Annotated in this window: 20 protein-coding genes and 1 tRNA gene; 13 read left to right on the top strand and 8 right to left on the bottom strand. The window is 66.2% G+C overall.

The features are described from left to right. Positions 1-75: 75 nt before the first annotated feature. Positions 76-678: an exopolysaccharide biosynthesis protein gene (locus MKK65_RS01360; protein WP_279596439.1), complete on the top strand. Its 603-nt coding sequence runs from the start codon at positions 76-78 to the stop codon at positions 676-678. Positions 679-688: 10 nt separating this feature from the next. Here the strand turns inward: MKK65_RS01360 and ldtR are convergent, their stop codons facing one another. Beyond that, a complete protein-coding gene (gene ldtR / locus MKK65_RS01355) occupies positions 689-1201 on the bottom strand; it encodes a transcriptional regulator LdtR (protein WP_243954650.1) in 513 nt (170 codons plus the stop codon). 162 nt (positions 1202-1363) lie between these two features. Next, complete coding sequence (locus MKK65_RS01350; protein WP_243954648.1) at positions 1364-1804, bottom strand: DUF6163 family protein; 441 nt, start codon at positions 1802-1804, stop codon at positions 1364-1366. A 224-nt stretch (positions 1805-2028) separates the two neighbouring features. Here MKK65_RS01350 and hemB point away from each other — a divergent pair, with 224 nt between their 5' ends. From hemB to MKK65_RS01310, 8 genes are all read left to right on the top strand, one after another. Beyond that, the gene (hemB, locus tag MKK65_RS01345; protein WP_243954646.1) at positions 2029-3087 is read left to right on the top strand and encodes a porphobilinogen synthase; all 1059 of its coding nucleotides are present in this window, start codon (positions 2029-2031) and stop codon (positions 3085-3087) included. Positions 3088-3533: 446 nt separating this feature from the next. Further along, a complete protein-coding gene (locus MKK65_RS01340) occupies positions 3534-4022 on the top strand; it encodes an RDD family protein (protein ID WP_058193384.1) in 489 nt (162 codons plus the stop codon). Between the two features lie 123 nt (positions 4023-4145). Next, entirely contained in the window at positions 4146-4892 is a 747-nt protein-coding gene (locus MKK65_RS01335) for an arginyltransferase (protein WP_058193383.1), read from the top strand. Between the two features lie 107 nt (positions 4893-4999). After that, complete coding sequence (purB, locus tag MKK65_RS01330; protein WP_243954644.1) at positions 5000-6307, top strand: adenylosuccinate lyase; 1308 nt, start codon at positions 5000-5002, stop codon at positions 6305-6307. 50 nt (positions 6308-6357) lie between these two features. Next, complete coding sequence (locus tag MKK65_RS01325) at positions 6358-7215, top strand: D-amino-acid transaminase (protein ID WP_243954642.1); 858 nt, start codon at positions 6358-6360, stop codon at positions 7213-7215. 86 nt (positions 7216-7301) lie between these two features. Further along, a complete protein-coding gene (locus MKK65_RS01320; RefSeq protein ID WP_243954640.1) occupies positions 7302-7634 on the top strand; it encodes a hypothetical protein in 333 nt (110 codons plus the stop codon). A 143-nt stretch (positions 7635-7777) separates the two neighbouring features. Further along, positions 7778-9070, top strand: coding sequence for an adenylosuccinate synthase (locus MKK65_RS01315; RefSeq protein WP_243954638.1), 1293 nt, complete (start codon positions 7778-7780; stop codon positions 9068-9070). 286 nt (positions 9071-9356) lie between these two features. Further along, positions 9357-10760 carry a histidine kinase gene (locus MKK65_RS01310; RefSeq protein ID WP_243954636.1) on the top strand — a complete coding sequence of 468 codons (1404 nt, stop codon included), beginning with the start codon at positions 9357-9359 and terminating at the stop codon, positions 10758-10760. A 45-nt stretch (positions 10761-10805) separates the two neighbouring features. Here the strand turns inward: MKK65_RS01310 and rpoH are convergent, their stop codons facing one another. Beyond that, positions 10806-11699, bottom strand: a complete 894-nt coding sequence (rpoH, locus tag MKK65_RS01305; protein ID WP_243954634.1) for an RNA polymerase sigma factor RpoH — start codon at positions 11697-11699, stop codon at positions 10806-10808. 259 nt (positions 11700-11958) lie between these two features. Next, the gene (locus MKK65_RS01300; RefSeq protein WP_243954632.1) at positions 11959-12939 is read right to left on the bottom strand and encodes an RluA family pseudouridine synthase; all 981 of its coding nucleotides are present in this window, start codon (positions 12937-12939) and stop codon (positions 11959-11961) included. Positions 12940-13046: 107 nt separating this feature from the next. Here MKK65_RS01300 and MKK65_RS01295 point away from each other — a divergent pair. Beyond that, a tRNA-Glu gene (locus MKK65_RS01295) sits at positions 13047-13122 on the top strand. Between the two features lie 521 nt (positions 13123-13643). Continuing rightward, the gene (locus MKK65_RS01290; RefSeq protein WP_243954630.1) at positions 13644-13802 is read left to right on the top strand and encodes a hypothetical protein; all 159 of its coding nucleotides are present in this window, start codon (positions 13644-13646) and stop codon (positions 13800-13802) included. On the opposite strand, the gene MKK65_RS01285 is transcribed toward MKK65_RS01290, so the two are convergent. Further along, on the bottom strand, positions 13780-14034 hold the full coding sequence (locus MKK65_RS01285; RefSeq protein ID WP_243954629.1) for a hypothetical protein: 255 nt from the start codon (positions 14032-14034) through the stop codon (positions 13780-13782). The genes MKK65_RS01290 and MKK65_RS01285 overlap by 23 nt on opposite strands. Next, positions 14025-14372 carry a hypothetical protein gene (locus MKK65_RS01280; protein ID WP_243954627.1) on the bottom strand — a complete coding sequence of 116 codons (348 nt, stop codon included), beginning with the start codon at positions 14370-14372 and terminating at the stop codon, positions 14025-14027. The genes MKK65_RS01285 and MKK65_RS01280 overlap by 10 nt, the downstream gene beginning before the upstream one ends. A gap of 138 nt (positions 14373-14510) precedes the next feature. Between MKK65_RS01280 and MKK65_RS01275 the strand changes: the two genes are divergently transcribed. Then, the gene (locus tag MKK65_RS01275; protein WP_243954625.1) at positions 14511-14786 is read left to right on the top strand and encodes a hypothetical protein; all 276 of its coding nucleotides are present in this window, start codon (positions 14511-14513) and stop codon (positions 14784-14786) included. A gap of 29 nt (positions 14787-14815) precedes the next feature. Here the strand turns inward: MKK65_RS01275 and asd are convergent, their stop codons facing one another. Continuing rightward, positions 14816-15715: an archaetidylserine decarboxylase gene (asd, locus tag MKK65_RS01270; RefSeq protein ID WP_243954623.1), complete on the bottom strand. Its 900-nt coding sequence runs from the start codon at positions 15713-15715 to the stop codon at positions 14816-14818. Between the two features lie 32 nt (positions 15716-15747). On the opposite strand from asd, the gene MKK65_RS01265 reads away from it, so the two are divergent. Then, positions 15748-17439, top strand: coding sequence for an aminotransferase class III-fold pyridoxal phosphate-dependent enzyme (locus MKK65_RS01265; protein WP_243954621.1), 1692 nt, complete (start codon positions 15748-15750; stop codon positions 17437-17439). A gap of 194 nt (positions 17440-17633) precedes the next feature. Here the strand turns inward: MKK65_RS01265 and MKK65_RS01260 are convergent, their stop codons facing one another. Continuing rightward, positions 17634-18245, bottom strand: a complete 612-nt coding sequence (locus tag MKK65_RS01260) for a hypothetical protein (RefSeq protein ID WP_058193485.1) — start codon at positions 18243-18245, stop codon at positions 17634-17636. Between the last annotated feature and the right edge of the window lie 4 nt (positions 18246-18249).

Genomic DNA, 18249 nt, shown 5'->3' with positions numbered 1-18249 from the left:
GTGAGCGCCCCGCGCTTGGCCTGCCGGGTGATCTCGGCTAGAGCCCGCCCCAGGACAGCGAAGGTTGGCGGATCCTTGACTGCCGGTGCACGAACGTCGGACGTCCTCACTGTGCTGGCGAGCCAGGAGGGGGAGCGCCTCACCGTGGGCGACATCGTCGCGGTCCTGCGGGATCGCGCCTTTGCGTTGCTTGTGGTGTTGCTCGGCTTGCCGAACTGCCTGCCGATGCCACCGCCGATCCCACTGATCTGCGGCTTGCTTTTGCTTCTCGTGGCCGTGCAGATCGCGGCGGGCATGTCGGCACCCTGGCTGCCCCGGATTCTGCTTGGTCGCTCGATCGCGCTCACAGATGTCCGGCGGGCGGTCACCCGTGCGGTCCCGATCCTGCGGCGGCTGGAGCGCTGGTCGCGTCCGCGAGTGAGCGTGTTCGAGACCGCGCTCGGCATGCGTGGCATGGGGATCGCCTTGCTGACGCTGGCGTTGGCGCTGATCGTGGCTGCGCCGATTGTCGGGCAAATTCCTCTTGGTCTCGCCGTCTGTCTCGTGGGCCTCGGCCTCGTCGAGCGCGACGGCCTCGTCGTGATGGGCGGATTGGTGATCGGCGTGTTCGGCGTCGCCATCAATGCCGGCTTCGCCTACGCGGTCATCGCCGGGATCGTCGGTCTGCTGAACCTCTGAGCAAGGCGGATCAGAGCCGGTAACGGATCTGGTCGGTCCAGAAGCGCTCGAGACGGCCCAGGGCCGTGTTCAACCGGCCGAAATCATCGTCCGAGATGCCGCCGATCGGCGCGATCGTTCGGGCATGCTTGTCGTAGAGACCCTGGATGATCTCGTGGACCTGCCGTCCCTTGTCGGTGAGGCTGATTCGGACCGAGCGGCGGTCCGTCTTAGAGCGGGCGTGGTGCAGGTAGCCGGCCTCGACCAGCTTCTTGACGTTGTAGGACACGTTCGAGCCGAGATAGTAGCCCTTGGTCCGCAACTCGCTCGCGGTGAGTTCCTTGTCGCCGATGTTGTACAGCAGCAGCGCCTGGACGCTGTTGACGTCTTCCCGGCCGCGCCGTTCGAACTCGTCCTTGATCACATCCAGGAGCCGGCGGTGCAGCCGCTCGACCAAGTGGAGCGCCTCCAGGTAGGAGCCCTTGGCGGACGGGGCTTCTTCCGGGATCTCGCTCTTCGCGACTCGGGCGCTCTGGGTCTTCATCGTCTGCCTCACCGTCTGATGCTGCGGCTTCCGTTCGATCCGGTGCCGCTGATGATGGCTAAGCTATGGGTCGGGAATGAAAGGCGATTTAAGCGACAGGATGAATTCCCGATTTACTCTTCGCGGTAAAGACAAACTGAAGCGAAGATCAGAACGGTTCGTTCACCGTGCTTCCTGCGCCGCCAGCCAGGACAGCAGGAAGTACATCAGCACGACGGTCAGGCCGAATACGAGCAGCGGCACCGGCATCGGCACGAGTTGCGGGGTCAACACCGCTAATGTCAGTGCGGATGTGACGGCCAGCAACCAGATCACGCCGCCCCAGGCGCTCGTCAACCACAGTCCAATGGCCGCTGCCGCATCCACCACGGCGAAGTAAACGATCGCCGCCTGCCGGCCGAACGGTTCGATCTCGAAGGGCCGCGATCCCGGAAGCACGTCGAGGATCTCCGCCCAGGACGCGATGCACTTCCCCAGCCAGAAGAGGGCTGTGATCCGCATGAACCAGACGAGCAGCGTGTCCCAGGTCCCGGGTGCCGGCCCTTGCGCACGTTCGATCCGATCGGTCGGTGGATCGCCGGGGCGGGCGCTCTTGCGTCGCATCGGGAAGGAGCCGGGCACTATGGCCTGCTCATCATTGAAGAAGGCCGGTTCATCGTCGGGAGGCCGGGATCCATGCTCGGGGGGAAGCGCGGAGTTGAAGCGGTTCCGGCGCCCTGCGTCAACGGCCTGATTTCACCGCGCCTGGCCTCTATGCTAGTTCAGCGGCCCCAGCGCCGATGCGCCGCGCGATCGTTGCCTTACCGCGCGCACGATACCGAAGCCGCATGTCAGACCTTTTGCCCGAGCCGCGCCCGATCGCCCTGGAGGCCGCCCGCGAAAGCGCCCGGCCAGAAGGGCTGAAGATCACCCAGCGCCCGCGCCGTAACCGCAAGGCGGACTGGTCGCGCCGCCTGGTCCGCGAGAATACGCTGACCGTCGACGATCTCATCTGGCCGATGTTCGTGATCGACGGTGAGCGCCGGCGCGAGCCGATCGCCTCGATGCCGGGGGTCGAGAGGCTCTCGGTCGACGAGATCGTGCGCGATGCCGAGCGCGCGGCGCGGCTGGGCATCCCGGCGGTATCGTTCTTCCCTTACACCGAGGTCGAGCTACGCGATCCGACCGGCTCGGAGGCACTTAACACCCACAATCTCGTCTGCCGCGCGGTGCGTGCCGTCAAGCAGGCGGTTCCCGAGATCGGCATCATGACCGACGTTGCGCTCGATCCGTATACAAGCCACGGGCACGATGGCTTGATGAAGGACGGCGCCATCCTGAATGATGAGACCGTCGCGGTCCTGGTAGAGCAGAGCCTGATCCAGGCCGAGGCCGGGACCGACATCATCGCCCCCTCGGACATGATGGACGGGCGCGTCGGTGCGATTCGGGCTGGGCTCGACAAGGCCGGCTTTCTCGACGTGCAGATCATGGCCTACGCGGCCAAATACGCCAGCGCGTTCTACGGGCCGTTCCGCGATGCGATCGGCACCAAGGCGGCATTGGTCGGCGACAAGCGCACTTATCAGATGGATCCGGGCAATTCCGCGGAGGCGCTGCGCGAGGTTCGCCTTGACCTGGAGGAGGGGGCGGATTCGGTCATGGTCAAGCCTGGGCTGCCCTATCTCGACATCATCCGCCGGGTGCGGGACGAGTTCCAGGTGCCGACCTTCGCCTATCAGGTGTCGGGCGAGTACGCGATGATCGAGGCTGCGGCTCGCAACGGCTGGCTCGACGGCGACCGCGCCATGGTCGAGGCTCTTCTATCCTTCAAGCGCGCTGGCGCGGACGGGATCCTGACTTATCACGCGCCTCGGGTCGCCGAGCGCCTCCGCAACGCCTCGTGAGGCACGCGCGCCGCTGGCTCCTCGGGACAGCGGCGGTGGCGGGTTTCCTCGGGGGGCTCGCCGCCTGCCAGGATACCCTGCGGCGGGAGCGGGTCGCGACGTGCCGACGCGCTTTGCCGGCAGTCGCGCCTCAGGCTGGTGTCAGACTCCTCCGGGCAGCGCCTGGCCCCGCGGCGGATACAGTTCGAGTCGACTACGCAGAGGGCAATCGACAGCATTGGCTGACTTGCCGCTTCGACGCTGGCGCGACCCTCATCGCGCTGGCCACAGAGGGTGCCAACCTATCGGGGCCCTCGCTCTACTTGCTCAAGCGCTTCTATCTCGAAACGCCGGACGCCGCGGCCGACGATCCTGCCGAGCACTAAACCCAACCCGGACGGCCCTTGCAGCTGATCCAGGGCGCTCTTACGTTTTCTTTTGCAGCCTTGCTCGCAGGACGCGACACCATGCAGAACCCACAACCCGGTTACGCCGAGCGCTTCGAAACTTCCGGCTACGCCGCCTCGCTGCCTGTTCCGTTCGTTCGCGCAAGCCTGGGCGCTCGCACGGTCGCGTACCTCCTCGACATCCTGTTCATCTTCGGCTTCACCGCCGTGCTCACACTGCTGATCACGGTCATCGGCGTCGTGACGTTCGGACTTGGCTGGACCTTGTTCGCCGTCTTGCCCGCGAGCGGTATCATTTACAGCGCGATCACGGTCGGCGGTGCCAAACAGAGCACGGTCGGTCAGCGATTGATGGGTCTTCGCGTCGTCGCGCCCGAGCGCGGCGGAGCGGTCGATTTTATCACTGCTGCAGTTCACGCCCTGCTGTTCTACGTTGCGGTCTCGACGTTCCTGCTCTGGTGCCTTGATATTTTGTTCGGGCTGATGCGATCGGATCGCCGGCTGGGTCACGATCTGTTGCTCGGCCTGGCCGTCGTTCACGCGCGCTGAGATACGTCGCGCGCGTTGAATTTGTCGCCCGGCGAGCCGCTTGGGCATTGAGCCGGGCCGCTCTGCCTGTAGACTGGTTTGCCGGCGCCGCGAGGACCATCCGGTGCAGGGTCAAGACCAAGCGTGACGAGCCATCCGCGCGACACTCCGCAATTCTACCTCACCGCACCTTCGCCGTGCCCGTACCTTCCGGGTCAGGAGGAGCGGAAGGTGTTCACCCACTTGGTCGGGCGCCGCGCCCGGGATCTCAACGAGATCCTGACCCAGGGTGGCTTCCGGCGCTCGCAGACCATTGCCTATAGGCCGGCCTGCGAGACCTGCCGGGCCTGCATCTCGGTGCGGGTCGTCGTTGACGATTTCGAGCCGAGCGCCAGCCAGAAACGCATCCTGGCCCGCAACGACGACTGGATCGGGACGCCGGAGCCCAACCGCCCGGCATCCGAGCAATACGCTCTATTCCGCCGCTATCTCGATGCCCGCCACGGGGATGGCGGCATGGTCGACATGACGGTGCTCGACTACGCCATGATGATCGAGGACAGCCACGTCGACACGCATCTCGTATCCTACCGGCGGCGCGGCCCGGACACGGCGATCACCGGGCGCGGCTACGGCGCGCCGCTCGCCTTCTGCCTGACCGACGTGCTCGCGGACGGGCTCTCGATGGTCTACTCGTTCTACGATCCTGAGGAAGCCGGGCGCTCGCCCGGTACGTTCATGATCCTCGACCACATCCGCCGGGCCCGCCGACTCGGCTTGCCGTATCTCTATCTTGGCTACTGGGTCGAGGGATCGCGCAAGATGGACTACAAGGCCCGCTTCCGCCCCCAAGAGCGGCTTATGGGACCGGGCTGGGTCCGGGTGGATTAAGCGTCAGGTTCCGAGCCGAAGGTGCAGGCCTGCGTGAACCGCATTGAGCGGTCGGGCTGGCGCATGCTACCGGCCACGCACGCATTCCCGACCGTGCCGAGGCTCCCATGATCCCCCGTTACAGCCGCCCGACGATGACGGCGATCTGGTCGCCCGAGAGTCGCTTCAACATCTGGTTCGAGATCGAGGCGCATGCCACCACGGCGCTCGCCGAGATCGGCGTCGTGCCCAAGGCGGCGGCCGAGACCATCTGGGCCAAAGGGAAGGACGCAGTGTTCGATGTCGCCCGCATCGACGAGATCGAGGCGGTGACGAAGCACGACGTCATCGCGTTCCTGACCCATCTCGCCGAGATCGTCGGCCCCGAAGCGCGCTTCGTTCACCAGGGCATGACCTCGTCGGACGTGCTGGATACCTGCCTCAACGTGCAGCTGGTGCGCGCCGCCGACCTCCTGATCGCCGATGTCGATGCGCTGCTGGCAGCGCTCAAGAGCCGCGCGCTCGAGCATAAGCTCACGCCGACCATCGGCCGCTCGCACGGCATCCACGCCGAGCCGGTGACGTTCGGGCTCAAGCTCGCTCAGGCCTATGCCGAGTTCGAGCGCAACCGGCGGCGCCTCGTCGCCGCGCGCGAGGAAGTCGCCACCTGCGCGATCTCGGGTGCGGTTGGCACCTTCGCCAACATCGACCCGCGGGTGGAGCAGTACGTCGCAGAGAAGATGGGCCTGACCGCTGAGCCGGTCTCGACCCAGGTCATCCCGCGCGACCGCCACGCGATGTTCTTCGCGACACTGGGTGTCGTCGCCTCGTCGCTCGAGCGCCTGGCCATCGAGATCCGCCACCTGCAGCGCACCGAAGTCCTGGAGGCCGAAGAGTTCTTCTCCGAGGGCCAGAAGGGCTCCTCGGCGATGCCGCACAAGCGCAACCCGGTGCTCACTGAGAATATCACCGGCCTCGCCCGGATGGTCCGCGGCTATGTCGTTCCGGCCCTGGAGAACGTCGCGCTATGGCACGAGCGCGACATCTCCCACTCCTCCGTGGAGCGGATGATCGGCCCCGACGCCACCGTGACCCTCGATTTCGCACTGGCCCGCATGACCGGCGTGATCGAGAAGCTGCTGATCTATCCGGCGAACATGCAGAAGAACCTCGATCGCCTCGGCGGCCTCGTTCATTCCCAGCGGGTTCTCCTCGCGCTCACCCAGGCCGGCGTGTCCCGGGAGGATTCCTACCGGCTGGTCCAGCGCAACGCGATGCCGGTCTGGCGCGGCGAGGGCGACTTTCTCGCCCTGCTGAAGGCCGATCCGGAAGTGACCGCGGCGCTCACGCCGGAACAGATCGAGGAATGCTTCGACCTCGGCTATCACTTCAAGCACGTCGACACGATCTTCTCGCGGGTGTTCGGTGCAGCTTGAGCGCTGCATGAATCCTGCTTGGCCCTGCGACCAACACAGGAAGGCACTCCGTGACCACTCCCCGTATCGTCTACCTCAACGGTGCATTCCTCCCCTTCGAGGAGGCGCGCGTGCCGATCATGGATCGCGGCTTTCTGTTCGCCGACGGAATCTACGAGGTCTCAGCGATCATTGATGGCAAGCTCGTCGATAACGCCGCGCATCTCGCCCGCCTGGATCGTTCGCTCGGCGAGATCGGCATCCGCAATCCCCACGATGCGTCCGGGTGGGAGAAGCTGCAGACCGAGCTCGTCGCGCGAAACGGCGTCACCGAGGGGTTGGTCTACATGCAGGTGACGCGCGGCGTGGCCGAGCGCGACTTCGCCTTCCCGAAGGCCGGGACCGAGCCGACCGTGATGATGTTCACGCAGGCCAAGACCGTGCTGGCCAACCCGCTGGCCGAATCCGGCGCCCGGGTGATCACCGTCGAGGATCTCCGCTGGAAGCGCCGGGACATCAAGTCGGTGGCGCTGCTGGCGCAGGTTCTCGCCAAGCAGCAGGCCGCCGAGGCCGGGGTCGCCGAGGCTTGGATGGTCGAGGACGGGGCCGTGACCGAGGGCTCGTCCTCCACCGCTTTCATCGTCAGTCGCGACCGTGTGCTCGTCACGCGGCCGCTCTCGACGGCGCTTCTGCCCGGCATCACCCGGGCCTCCGTGCTGAAGCTCGCCGCCGAGGCCGACCTGCGCGTCGAGGAGCGGTTGATCCCGGTGGCCGAGGCCTACGAGGCCCAGGAGGCGTTCTACACCAGCGCCTCGGCCTTCGTGATGCCGGTGATCGAGATTGATGGCCGGTCGATCGGCGAGGGGCGTCCCGGTCCGCTGACTCGGCGCCTGCGCGAACTCTACATCGAGGCGGCCCGCCAGGGCTGAGGCGGCCCCGCCGCGCCGCGGACAGGAACGGATCCGGTATCCGGCTGTTGCTCTTGGGACACGTGTTCCAAGAGGGGAGACCAGTTTTGTCGAGGAAGATCCTGCTGGCCGCAGTCGCGGCGGCCCTGTTCGCAGTGCCCGCCTATGCCCAGAACCCGGACGCGCCGCTGAAGGGCCGCGATACCGATCCGGCGCTGCCGCCGTCGACCCAGACGCCGCCGGATCGCGTCCGCCCGAGCGCCGACTCGCCGCCCCAGGACCAGTCGCTCAGCGACAAGCTCCAGAAGAACGACGGCGTGATCAAGCCGCCGGAATCCGGGACGACGGGCACTGTCGTGAAACCCGACGAGTCCGGTTCCATGCCGGTAATCAAGCCACAGGAATTGCCGGGCCGGAAGCCGGGGACCGAGGCGAAATAGCCGCGTTCTGCGGAACGCCAGGGCCGCCATGCGGCCGCCTTGCTTGATTTCGCCGCCCGGATCGCGGAAACGGCTCAGGACGTACGCAGCCCGCACCCGTGGGCTGCTCCGTCCCGGTTTCCGTCGCGGGTAAGCAGGCAGGCATGGCCAACGTCGTCGTTGTAGGCGCCCAGTGGGGCGACGAAGGCAAGGGCAAGATCGTCGACTGGCTCTCCGAGCAGGCCGACATCGTCGTCCGTTTCCAGGGCGGCCACAACGCCGGCCATACGCTGGTTATCGACGGGGTGACCTACAAGCTGGCACTGCTGCCCTCGGGCGTCGTGCGCGGCGGCAAGCTCTCCGTCATCGGCAACGGCGTCGTGGTCGATCCCTGGCATCTCGTCGACGAAATCGAGCGGATCAAGGCGCAGGGCGTCGAGGTCTCGCCGAAGTCTCTTCGCATCGCAGACAACGCCACGCTGATCCTGCCGCTCCACCGCGAATTGGATCATTTCCGCGAGACCGCCAATGCGGGCCTCAAGATCGGCACCACCAAGCGGGGTATCGGGCCGGCCTACGAGGACAAGGTCGGCCGTCGCGCGATCCGCGTGGTCGATCTCGCCGATATCGACGCGTTACCCGCCAAAATCGAGCGGGTGCTCACCCACCATAACGCGCTCCGCCGCGGCCTCGGCATCGACGAGGTGAATGCCGAGACGCTGCTGGCCGAGCTCACCGCGATCGCTCCGAAGATCCTGCCTTTCGCCGACACGGTCTGGTCGCTCCTCGACGATCAGCGCCGGGCCGGCAAGCGGATTCTGTTCGAGGGCGCGCAGGGGGCGCTGCTCGACGTCGACCACGGCACCTACCCGTTCGTCACCTCCTCGAACATCGTAGCCGCTCAAGCCGCGACGGGTTCCGGCCTCGGCCCGGGGGCGATCGGCTACGTGCTCGGCATCGCCAAGGCCTACACCACCCGGGTCGGTGAGGGGCCGTTCCCCACCGAGCTGCACGACGAGATCGGCGAGACCATCGGCGCCCGCGGGCGCGAGTTCGGCGTCAACACCGGACGCAAGCGCCGCTGCGGGTGGTTCGACGCGGTTCTGGTACGCCAGACGGTGCGGACCTCCGGCATCCACGGCATCGCGCTGACCAAGCTCGACATCCTGGACGGGTTCGAGGAAATCCGCGTCTGCACAGGCTACAAGCTGGACGGGCAGACGATCGATCATCTGCCGGCGAGCCAGGCGGCGCAGGCCCGGGTCGAGCCGATCTACGAGACCATTCCGGGCTGGTCCGAGACGACCGCCGGAGCCCGTTCGTGGGCGGACCTGCCGGCGCAAGCGATCAAGTATGTCCGTCGGATCGAGGAATTGATCGGGGCGCCGGTGGCGTTGCTGTCGACCTCCCCAGAGCGCGACGATACCATCTTGATGCACAATCCCTTCGAGGATTGAGGCCCCGAGTCCTATCCCGTTGATGACGCAGCTTTTCCCCTCTTCGGCCTGTATCCAGCCCGCATCCGCGTGATCTAGAACCAGCGTATGGCGGGGCGGCGGTCCTGGTGATCGACTGCCCTGCATCCTATCGGAGGAACCGGCTCGCGGATGCCGATCTGCGTTCCGGGCACAGAACATCACCGGCCGATGGCCGTGACCGACCATCGGGGGCGGGAGCGGCCATCGGTCCTCGGCCTTCGACCGGCCGCGCCGGACGGCGGCCGAAGGGGCGGACCAAGGCAGCATGGCCGATTACTACCCGCTTCTGGCACGCGCTCTTGATGCGCTGCCCGACCGATCGCCCGCCCTGCGCAAGGCGGTCTACGACCGCGCGCGGAATGCCTTGATCAGCCAGCTCCGCTCGCTGGATCCGCCCCTGTCGGAGGCCGATATCGATCTTGAGCGCCGGGCGCTCGACACGGCGATCGAGCGGCTGGAAGTGGATCACGGTGGTTTGCCGGCACCGGCCAACGACGCTGTCGTGGTGTCAGATCGGAACCCATCCCCGGCCTCAACTCCGGAAATCCCGGAGCCGTCGCCGCCTGCTTCGCCCGCACCGGTACCGGTGCCCGCGCAGGCGCCCGAGCCGATCCTCCCGGCTGCCGTGCCCCCCTTCGCGCGGGTTATTCCCACGCTGGAGCCCGAGCCGCGCGAGGCGCCGATCGCGATCTCGTCGCCGCGATCCGGTGCTGCCCCGTCGCCCGCTCCCGAAGAGACAGAGTTCGCCGCCGCATCAACGACGGACGTCGAGGATCCGGACGGCGCTACATCCTCGGGCGATGCCGGAAACGGGCGTCAGCGTCCGCGAATCGAGGTCGTGCCACCTCGGTCCGGGCGCTCGCATATCCTGCGCAACGCCTTCGTGGGCAGTGTACTCGCGGTGGTGATCGGTTTGATCGCTGTCGCTGCCTTCATGCTCCGCGATCGGCCTCAGAGCCTGCCGTCGAATGGCACCGAGACGGCCGATGCACAGCAGCCTGAGGCCGAGACGAAGTTCGGCGACCGGGTGGGAGGCGAGTCGGCGCCGGCGCCACGAGCGGCGGTGCGTCAGGAGAGCAGCACCCTTCCGCGAGTCGCCTCCTCGCCGGCTCAGCAAAACCTGTCCGTGGCCCAAAGGGCCGAGTTAATCGAAGAGGGGACGGGCGCCGACAACGCACAGCCCATGAAGACCAACGGCCGGGTGACGTGGCGGCTCGATACCGTCAATGGCGAGCAGGGCCAGCCGCTTCAGAATGCCGTCGTCGCGACCGTGACGATTCCGGATGCCGGGCTGACGCTGGTCATGACCATCCAGCGAAACCTCGACGCCACGTTGCCGGCTTCACACACGGTGAGCCTCGCATTCAGTCAGACCGGTGGCGATGCCACGCGAACGGTGCAGGATGTCGGCCTGCTTCAGGCCAAGGACGATGAGAACGGACGTGGCTCTCCGGTATCTGGCCTACCGGTCCGGGTCCGGGACAATCTGTTCCTGATCGGCTTGTCATCACTTCCGAATGACGTCGACCGCAACACCGACCTTTTGCTCCACCGCAACTGGTTCGACATCGCTGTGCGCTACACCTCGGGCAAGCGAGCGGTGCTGACGTTCGAGAAGGGCAGTGCTGGCGCCCAGGTGATGCAGAGCGCCTTCGACGCGTGGCAATAGGTGAGAACGATCCGGCGCGCCTCGGTGGCGCGCCGGATCGGTTGGTCAGTGCGCCTCGATACCGGTACGGGGCAGTTCGCGGTTGGCAATATTGCGCTTGACCGCTTCCTGAACTTTCTCGAAGGCACGGACCTCGATCTGCCGGACACGCTCGCGGGAGACGCCAAACTCGCCCGATAAATCCTCCAGCGTGATCGGATTCTCGGCGAGCCGGCGAGCCTCGAAAATGCGTCGTTCCCGTGGGTTCAGCACACCGAGAGCGTCGCGCAGGGCCGAAAGACGGTTCTGGCCCTCTTGCTCGCGGGCCAGCACGGTTTCCTGGCTTGGGGCGTTGTCGACGAGCCAATCCTGCCACTCACCCTCGCCCTCCTCGCGAAGGGGCGCATTGAGCGACGTGTCGCCGGAAAGCCGCCGATTCATGTCGATCACGTCCTGCTCGGGGACACCGAGCCGGGTGGCAATCTGCTTGACCTGATCGGGGCGCAGATCGCCCTCGTCGAGCGCTGAGATTTTGCCCTTGGCCTTGCGCAGGTTGAAGAACAGCTTCTTCTGGTTCGCCGTGGTGCCCATCTTCACGAGCGACCAAGAGCGCAGGATGTATTCCTGAATCGCCGCCTTGATCCACCACATGGCGTAGGTCGCGAGGCGGAAGCCCTTGTCGGGATCGAAGCGCTTGACCGCCTGCATCAGGCCCACATTGCCCTCGGACACGACTTCACCGATGGGCAGGCCGTAGCCGCGATAGCCCATGGCGATCTTGGCCACGAGGCGCAGGTGAGAGGTCACGAGCCGATGCGCGGCCTCACGGTCGCCGGCGTCCCGCCAGCTTTTCGCCAGCGTGAACTCCTCCGTCGGCTCCAGCATCGGGAACTTGCGGATCTCGTCGAGGTAGCGCGACAGGCCACCTTCATTGGCGAGCACGGGCAGCGTACCGGCCATGGCATTCTCCTGGACTCTTGTCCCCCTGACGGGCGGACGCGACGGGCAACAGTGCCGTCTACTCGGGCCGCTCTTGAGCCGACCCTCCGGGCCACCCATCTCATACGGGTAAGCCAGATGGACCGGTAGCGGTTGATAACACCCACGTCGCCATCAACGCGCGACCAGTCGAATGGTCGTAGCATGTCACGATGTGACGCGGTTCGGCGTGATCTTTCGCACGCGACGCAGGCTCGAAGCCTTACTACATTTGCTTGGCTCAAGCTTTCGCGAGGGCCTCCACAAGCGCGGCGATGTCCGGTGGGATTGCACTCTCGAACCGGAGCGTTGCGCCGGTGCGCGGGTGGCTGAATCCGAGCAATTCCGCGTGGAGAGCTTGGCGGCCGAGGGCCGTGAGCGCGTCGCGCGCCGGCGAAGACAGTCGCGCCGCCTTCGTGCGGAAGGCCCCCCCATAGACCGGATCGCCCAGAAGCGGATGGCCGCGATGGGCGAGGTGCACCCGGATCTGATGCGTCCGGCCGGTCTCCAGGCGGCAGCGCACCAAGGCGGCCTCTGGATATGCCTGCGCGACCGCGTAATGCGTCACCGCGTGCCGCCCGGACTCATCCGAGACGACGGCGATCTTCTCCCGGTTGTGCCTTGAGCGGGCGAGGCTCGCCCGGATCGTGCCGGCACGCGGTTGCGGTATGCCCCAGACCAGGGCCGCGTAGGCGCGCTCCAGCGGCCCGGTCCGGCCGTGATCGGCGAATTGCGCCGTCAATCCCTGGTGGGCCGCATCGTTCTTGGCAACGACGATCAGGCCACTCGTGTCCTTGTCGAGCCGGTGGACGATACCGGGGCGGCGCACGCCCCCGATCCCCGAGAGGCTGACGCCGCAATGGGCGATCAGCGCATTGACCAGCGTTCCGCTTTCGTGGCCCGGGGCCGGATGGACCACGAGACCCGCCGGCTTATCGATGACGATAAGATCGTCGTCCTCGTAGGTGATCGACAGATCCACGGCCTCGGCGGCCGGTTCTGCATCGACCGGTGGTGGCACCTCCAAGACGAGCTGAGCACCGGCGGCGATCTTCACCGCCGGGTCGCGCAGAGGGATCCCATCCCGGCGGACCCGCCCATCGCGCACCAGATCCTGAAGCCGTGCCCGGGACAGATCCGGGAAGAGAGCGACCAGTGCCCGATCGAGCCGGACGCCGCCATCCGCAACGATCCCAACCCGCGCCCCGTCGATTACGTCCACCGCGATCCCTCTCCGCGCCCCGTCCGCACCGATCGATGCGGAATCTATCGAGAAGGCCCTTGCTCCCCCGGCGGGTCGTGGCTATAGCACCTGCGCGCCGCCGGAAAGCTCCCATCGTCTAGCGGTCTAGGACGTCGCCCTCTCACGGCGAAAACAGGGGTTCGATTCCCCTTGGGAGCGCCAGCAGCATCAAGCTCTCAGCTGATGACTGCGGGGCGAGTGACTAACTAATGTTCCCCATACATCCTTGTAGAACGGTGGATTCTAGTTCCGCCCGCACGGTATGCGTGAGCGGCATTCGTGTGAACCGGCCTGTTGGCGGGTTGGGTACGTTTCCAACGATTGATGACCACAACCGGCAGCAGCTACCCTGGGTTGTCGAGCCTTTTAACCTCGGCAACCCACGTCCGCGGTGATCGCTTTCCTCCCCCGATAGCGATAGGTCCGCGGGCGTGGGCATTTGGGGGCAATGCCTTCGGTTGACCAAGTCGCCAAGTTTGCGACTTGAACCGATGTGGATCTGCGTTCGACATGATTGGCTATGCAGGCGCCAAGCTGGCCTCTGCATGAGCCGACAGAAGGGGTGGGATTCAAACCCACAACCAGACCGTTATGAGCGGTCGGGTCGCACCGCCGAATTGGATGGACAGCGGGCCCACGCCGCCTACCATCGGAAGCTGCGACCCCAGCGATGGAGCCCAAAAATGAACCTCGAAGACGAGGTCCAGTGGATGCGGTTGCGCGTCATCGCGCTGGAAACGAAGGCCTCCGAGGCGCAGCGCCAGATCCGCGCCCTGAGCTGGGGGGTGGGGCTGCTGTTGGCCATCGCCTGCGCGGACGTCATCCGGATATTCGTCGGATAAGCGACACCTCGACTCCGATCAGCACTGGCATCGGCGGGATCGCCGGCACGCCGCTGAGCGTGCGCGGGATCGGGCCCTGACCGACGGCGACCAGGGTCCGCAGAGCCCGGGTGGCGAGGTCATCCGCTTGGCGGAGGCCTTTCCTGGCCCGGCGCATGTCGTCACCGGCACGGCGGACCCGCCGCATCTGCCAATACGCCACCGCGACGATGAACGGGCTGATCAGGCGCATAGAACCTCCGCAGCGAGTCGGCTGAGACCGGCCAACGCACCGTCCTCGTACTGGCGAAGCGACTTCCCGATCCGAAACTTCAGCAGGATTGCCGGAAGGGTCACCATCGGCTCATCCATGAAGGGTGACACGATGGCATCCAGCCGGTCATCCATTTCGTCGGTAGGCTCCCTCGCCGCGATATAAGCCTGCCATTCTGATGCCGCCTTGATGCGCTTGTTGGCCTCCACATGCGCGTCCAGGTCGAAGATCTGCGGATCGGGGCACGGATGTGCTTGGCGCGCGATTTCGTAGAACCGACACGACTCAGTCGAGAGACGGTCGAACTCGACCACCATCAGATGCGTGGTCCATGCGAGAGCAAGGAACTCAGCCTCGAGTCGGCTCAAAAGTCATACTGCAGGGCGGACCGCTCCCAAGGGGGGCGATCAACTCCCCAGCAGATCCTATCCATCTCGGATGAAACACACCGCGCCGTGGAAGCCATCCAGGCAATCGCAGCAAACATCGTAGAGCTCCGTTCCATCACGGTGTTCGTCATCGCGCGAAGGGAAGATCAGGGTTCCGTCACCGAAAAGATCGTCCGGAGCGTCACCAAGGTCGCTCACGGGACGCAAGCGTTGACGACCATTCTCGCGGCAGTCACAGCCGCCGCTGGTAAGACCGGCATCCCTCCGTACCAGATCCATTTCGCAGCGAGGGATTGTTCCGCCAGCTGGAACATCTGTCCGAAGGCATGGCAAACGACGTGACCCACATTCAGGTTGCCTGGGCCAAAGTGCTACGCCAGGTCCCGCTGCGGCAGCCGCATCAGCGGTTCGCCCACGCGCAGGCGTGCGCCCTCCTGCAAGGTCGGCCACAGCGTGAACCCCGGCTGGGCAAGGACCACGATGGTGGAACCGTGCTCGAACCAGCCTAATTCCGCGCCCTTTTCCCGGCGGGCGTTACAGGGCAGGGGGCGGCCGCCGGTTCGTCGCAGGTCGACGCCCTCCGGCAGGAAGCCGAGACGCAAACCCGCTACCAGGATCGCCGCCACCGGCACCAGGGTCACGGCATAGTCGGCGATTCGCAGGCGCAGCACCGCGCGCTCGTTGCGGCAGAACAGGGCCTCGATACGCCGCAATGCGATCGGGTTCACGTTCCAGGTATCGCCCCAGATGTGACGGACCGACTCGACCAGGAGGTCGTGGGGCGCGTGGAAGCGGTGGTACATCCCGGCCGTCAACCGCAGGGTCGCATAGACGCCCCCTTCATGGGCGCGGGCCAGCTCCGCATCGCCCCCGAGCAGATCTTCGAGGCTGTAGGACAGCCCCTTGATCTGGAGGAGCCGGCCAGTTTCGATCCGGCCATGCGCACCTAGGATCGCATCGCTTGGGCTCACCAGGATCGCCGGGTCCAGGGCGACCGGGCGGGCGCCGGGACGCAGCGCCCGCACGAAGGCGGCGTGGAGGCTCGGGAATCGGGACTCGGCTGCGTCGCTGAGATCGACATCGCAGAACAGGCGCCACGTCGCGATCGAAACGTCCCGCACCAGCGGCTGCTCGATGCGGCTGAACCAGCCCATGAACCGGGTGGCGAGCCGACGCGGCAGCCGGTTGGTGAGCAGGAAGTTGAGATCCTCCTGGGCCCCCACCTGCGCCAGGGCGCGCCGGAGCCGCGATCTCGTCGAAACCGTCATCATGCCGTGAACCACCTTCGATACGGCGTGGGGCGATGTCCGCACTCCTCGCCACCCTGTCCGCCACCGCCGCAGCCGTTTTGGTTGCCCTGCCGAAGGCTGCACAGCGCCTTCAATTGTCTCGGGCCAAGCATCCGTCCTTGACCGGCCATGCCCAGATGGCTCGGCGCGTCGCCGGGCTCATCCCGCATTACGCCTATTCCGAGCGCGCCTTCTTCCGCTCCGACGATCCGGACGAGACGGTCGCGCTGCGGCGGGAGAACGGCTTCGCCCGGCTGAGCGAACTGTACCGGACGCGATTCCCCCGGACCCGGGCTGAGACCGACGCGATCCGAGACGGACTCTCGGACCTGCAATTCACCGGTTTGTATCGGGTGCCGTTCCAGTATGCCCGACACGTGCGGACGCATCTCGGCTCCGGCGCTTTCGCTTCCGCCGCCGCGGGCGTGACCCTCACCGATCTCGACGGCAACGTCTTTTACGACCTGGCCGGGTCCTACGGGGTCAATCTGTTCGGCGTCGATTTTTACCGCGCCTGCCTGGACGAGGGGGCCGCGAAGGTCGCCGCCCTCGGGCCGGTATTGGGGTCGCTGCACCCGGTGGTCACGGGCAATGTTGCACGGCTCAAGGCGCTGTCGGGCCTCGACGAGGTCTCGTTCCACATGTCCGGGACCGAGGCGGTGATGCAGGCGGTGCGCCTTGCCCGCTACCACACCGGACGGCGCCGGATCGTGCGATTCTGCGGCGCCTATCATGGCTGGTGGGGCGAGGTGCAGCCGGGCATCGGCAATCCGGTCCCGACCCGCGGCACCCTCACCCTGGCCGACATGTCCGAGCGGACGCTGCGCGTGCTGGCCAGCCGCCGGGACGTGGCCTGTGTGTTGGTCAATCCGCTCCAGGCCATGCACCCGAATGCGGGCGCGCCGTCCGATTCCGCCCTGGTCGACAGTGCACGCAGGGCTGGCTTCGATCGCACCGCCTATACCAAGTGGCTCAAGGACCTGCGCGCGGTCTGCACGGCCAACGGCATCGTGCTGATTTTCGACGAGGTCTTCCTCGGCTTCCGCTTGGCCCGAGGCGGCGCGCAGGACTATTTCGGCGTGCGCGCCGACATGGTGACTTACGGCAAGACGCTGGGAGGTGGCTTGCCGGTGGGCGTGATCTGCGGGCGCGCCGACCTGATGCGGCGGTTCCGTGACGACCGACCGGTGGATATCTGCTTCGCCCGAGGGACCTTCAACGCACATCCTTACGTGATGGGCGCCATGAGCGCGTTCCTCGACCGGCTGGAGACGCCGGAGGTGGCCGCCCAATACCGCGACCTCGATACGATTTGGGATGCCCGGGCCGCGCGGCTGAACGCAATGTTGGCGGAGGCCGAACTGCCGGTGCGGGTGGCCAACATGTCCACGGTCTGGACGGTGCTCTACACGCGGCCGTCGCGCTACAACTGGATGCTGCAATTCTACCTGCGCGCCGAGGGGCTTGCCTTGTCCTGGGTCGGGACCGGTCGGATGATCTTCAGCCTCGCCTATGATGACGCGGCCTTCGAGGCCGTCGCCACGCGGTTCGTGGCGGCGGCGAATGCCATGCGGGCGGATGGCTGGTGGGAGTGCGGCGCGCCGACCGACAAAGCGATCCGGCGGACGATCCTGCGCGAGGTGGCAGCCATCCGGCTCGGCAAGCTGGGCGCTCGCCTGGGCCTCCGAGCGCCGGACCAAGCCTGATCCAGCGCCCGGCTCCGTGACCACGGGTCCTGCCCCACCGGCCCGTGATCAAGCAAAACCAAGTTTTTATTTGGCAGGGTCAAAGGATCGGCGTCAAATTTGCGGGACTCTTACCTGTATCTGCAAATATTCGGCGATCCGTTCAAACTTGGATTCCCCGGCATCGCTGTGCGATGCCGGGTTGAGCGCCAGGCTCAGGCGCCGCGCTCGTGGGGTTCGTGCTCCTCGACCAACTCGCCTTGCAACAGCGCAAGCGGCGCCTTGTGGTAGAGCTTGATGTCGTGGAACGGATCCGTGAGGATCTTGGTGGCCCAGACCAGGCCAGTCTGCACGTCGCGCACGAAGAACAGCTGCACGGTGCGGAACAGCAGGCCCGCCCCGGCCAGCCACAGCCAGATCCAGCCGACGTTGCGGATCAGGTCGGCGGTCGTCTGGTGCGGTGAGAGCAGGCCGAACAGGGTGGGATCAAAATAGAGCGGCAGCGGCGAGATCGCCCAGATCGCCAAGAGGACGATCTTGCGCTGAAGATTGTAGCCGACCTTGATCTCTTCCTTGTGCTCGTGCGTCGCGTTGTTGACGTGGTCATAGCCCTTAGGTTCGAAGAACAAATGGCCGGATTGCCGGCTCGTCATCGCGAGGAGCCAGCCGATCAGCGCGGCCGTCGCGGGATCCTTGAAGGCCATCGCGTAGGCGACCAGGAAGCTCACCGCACTGACGAAGTGCAGGCTCTGGTTGATCCGGTTGTGGTGATAATAGCGGTGGTCGTCCCAGCGCTGGACGCGCAACGTCTCAAGAAAGCTGGCCATGCCG

Source organism: Methylobacterium sp. J-001, assembly GCF_022829565.1.
GTDB lineage: Bacteria > Pseudomonadota > Alphaproteobacteria > Rhizobiales > Beijerinckiaceae > Methylobacterium.
Note: the sequence above shows the minus strand (reverse complement) of the source record. Positions and strands in the feature narration are given on the sequence as shown.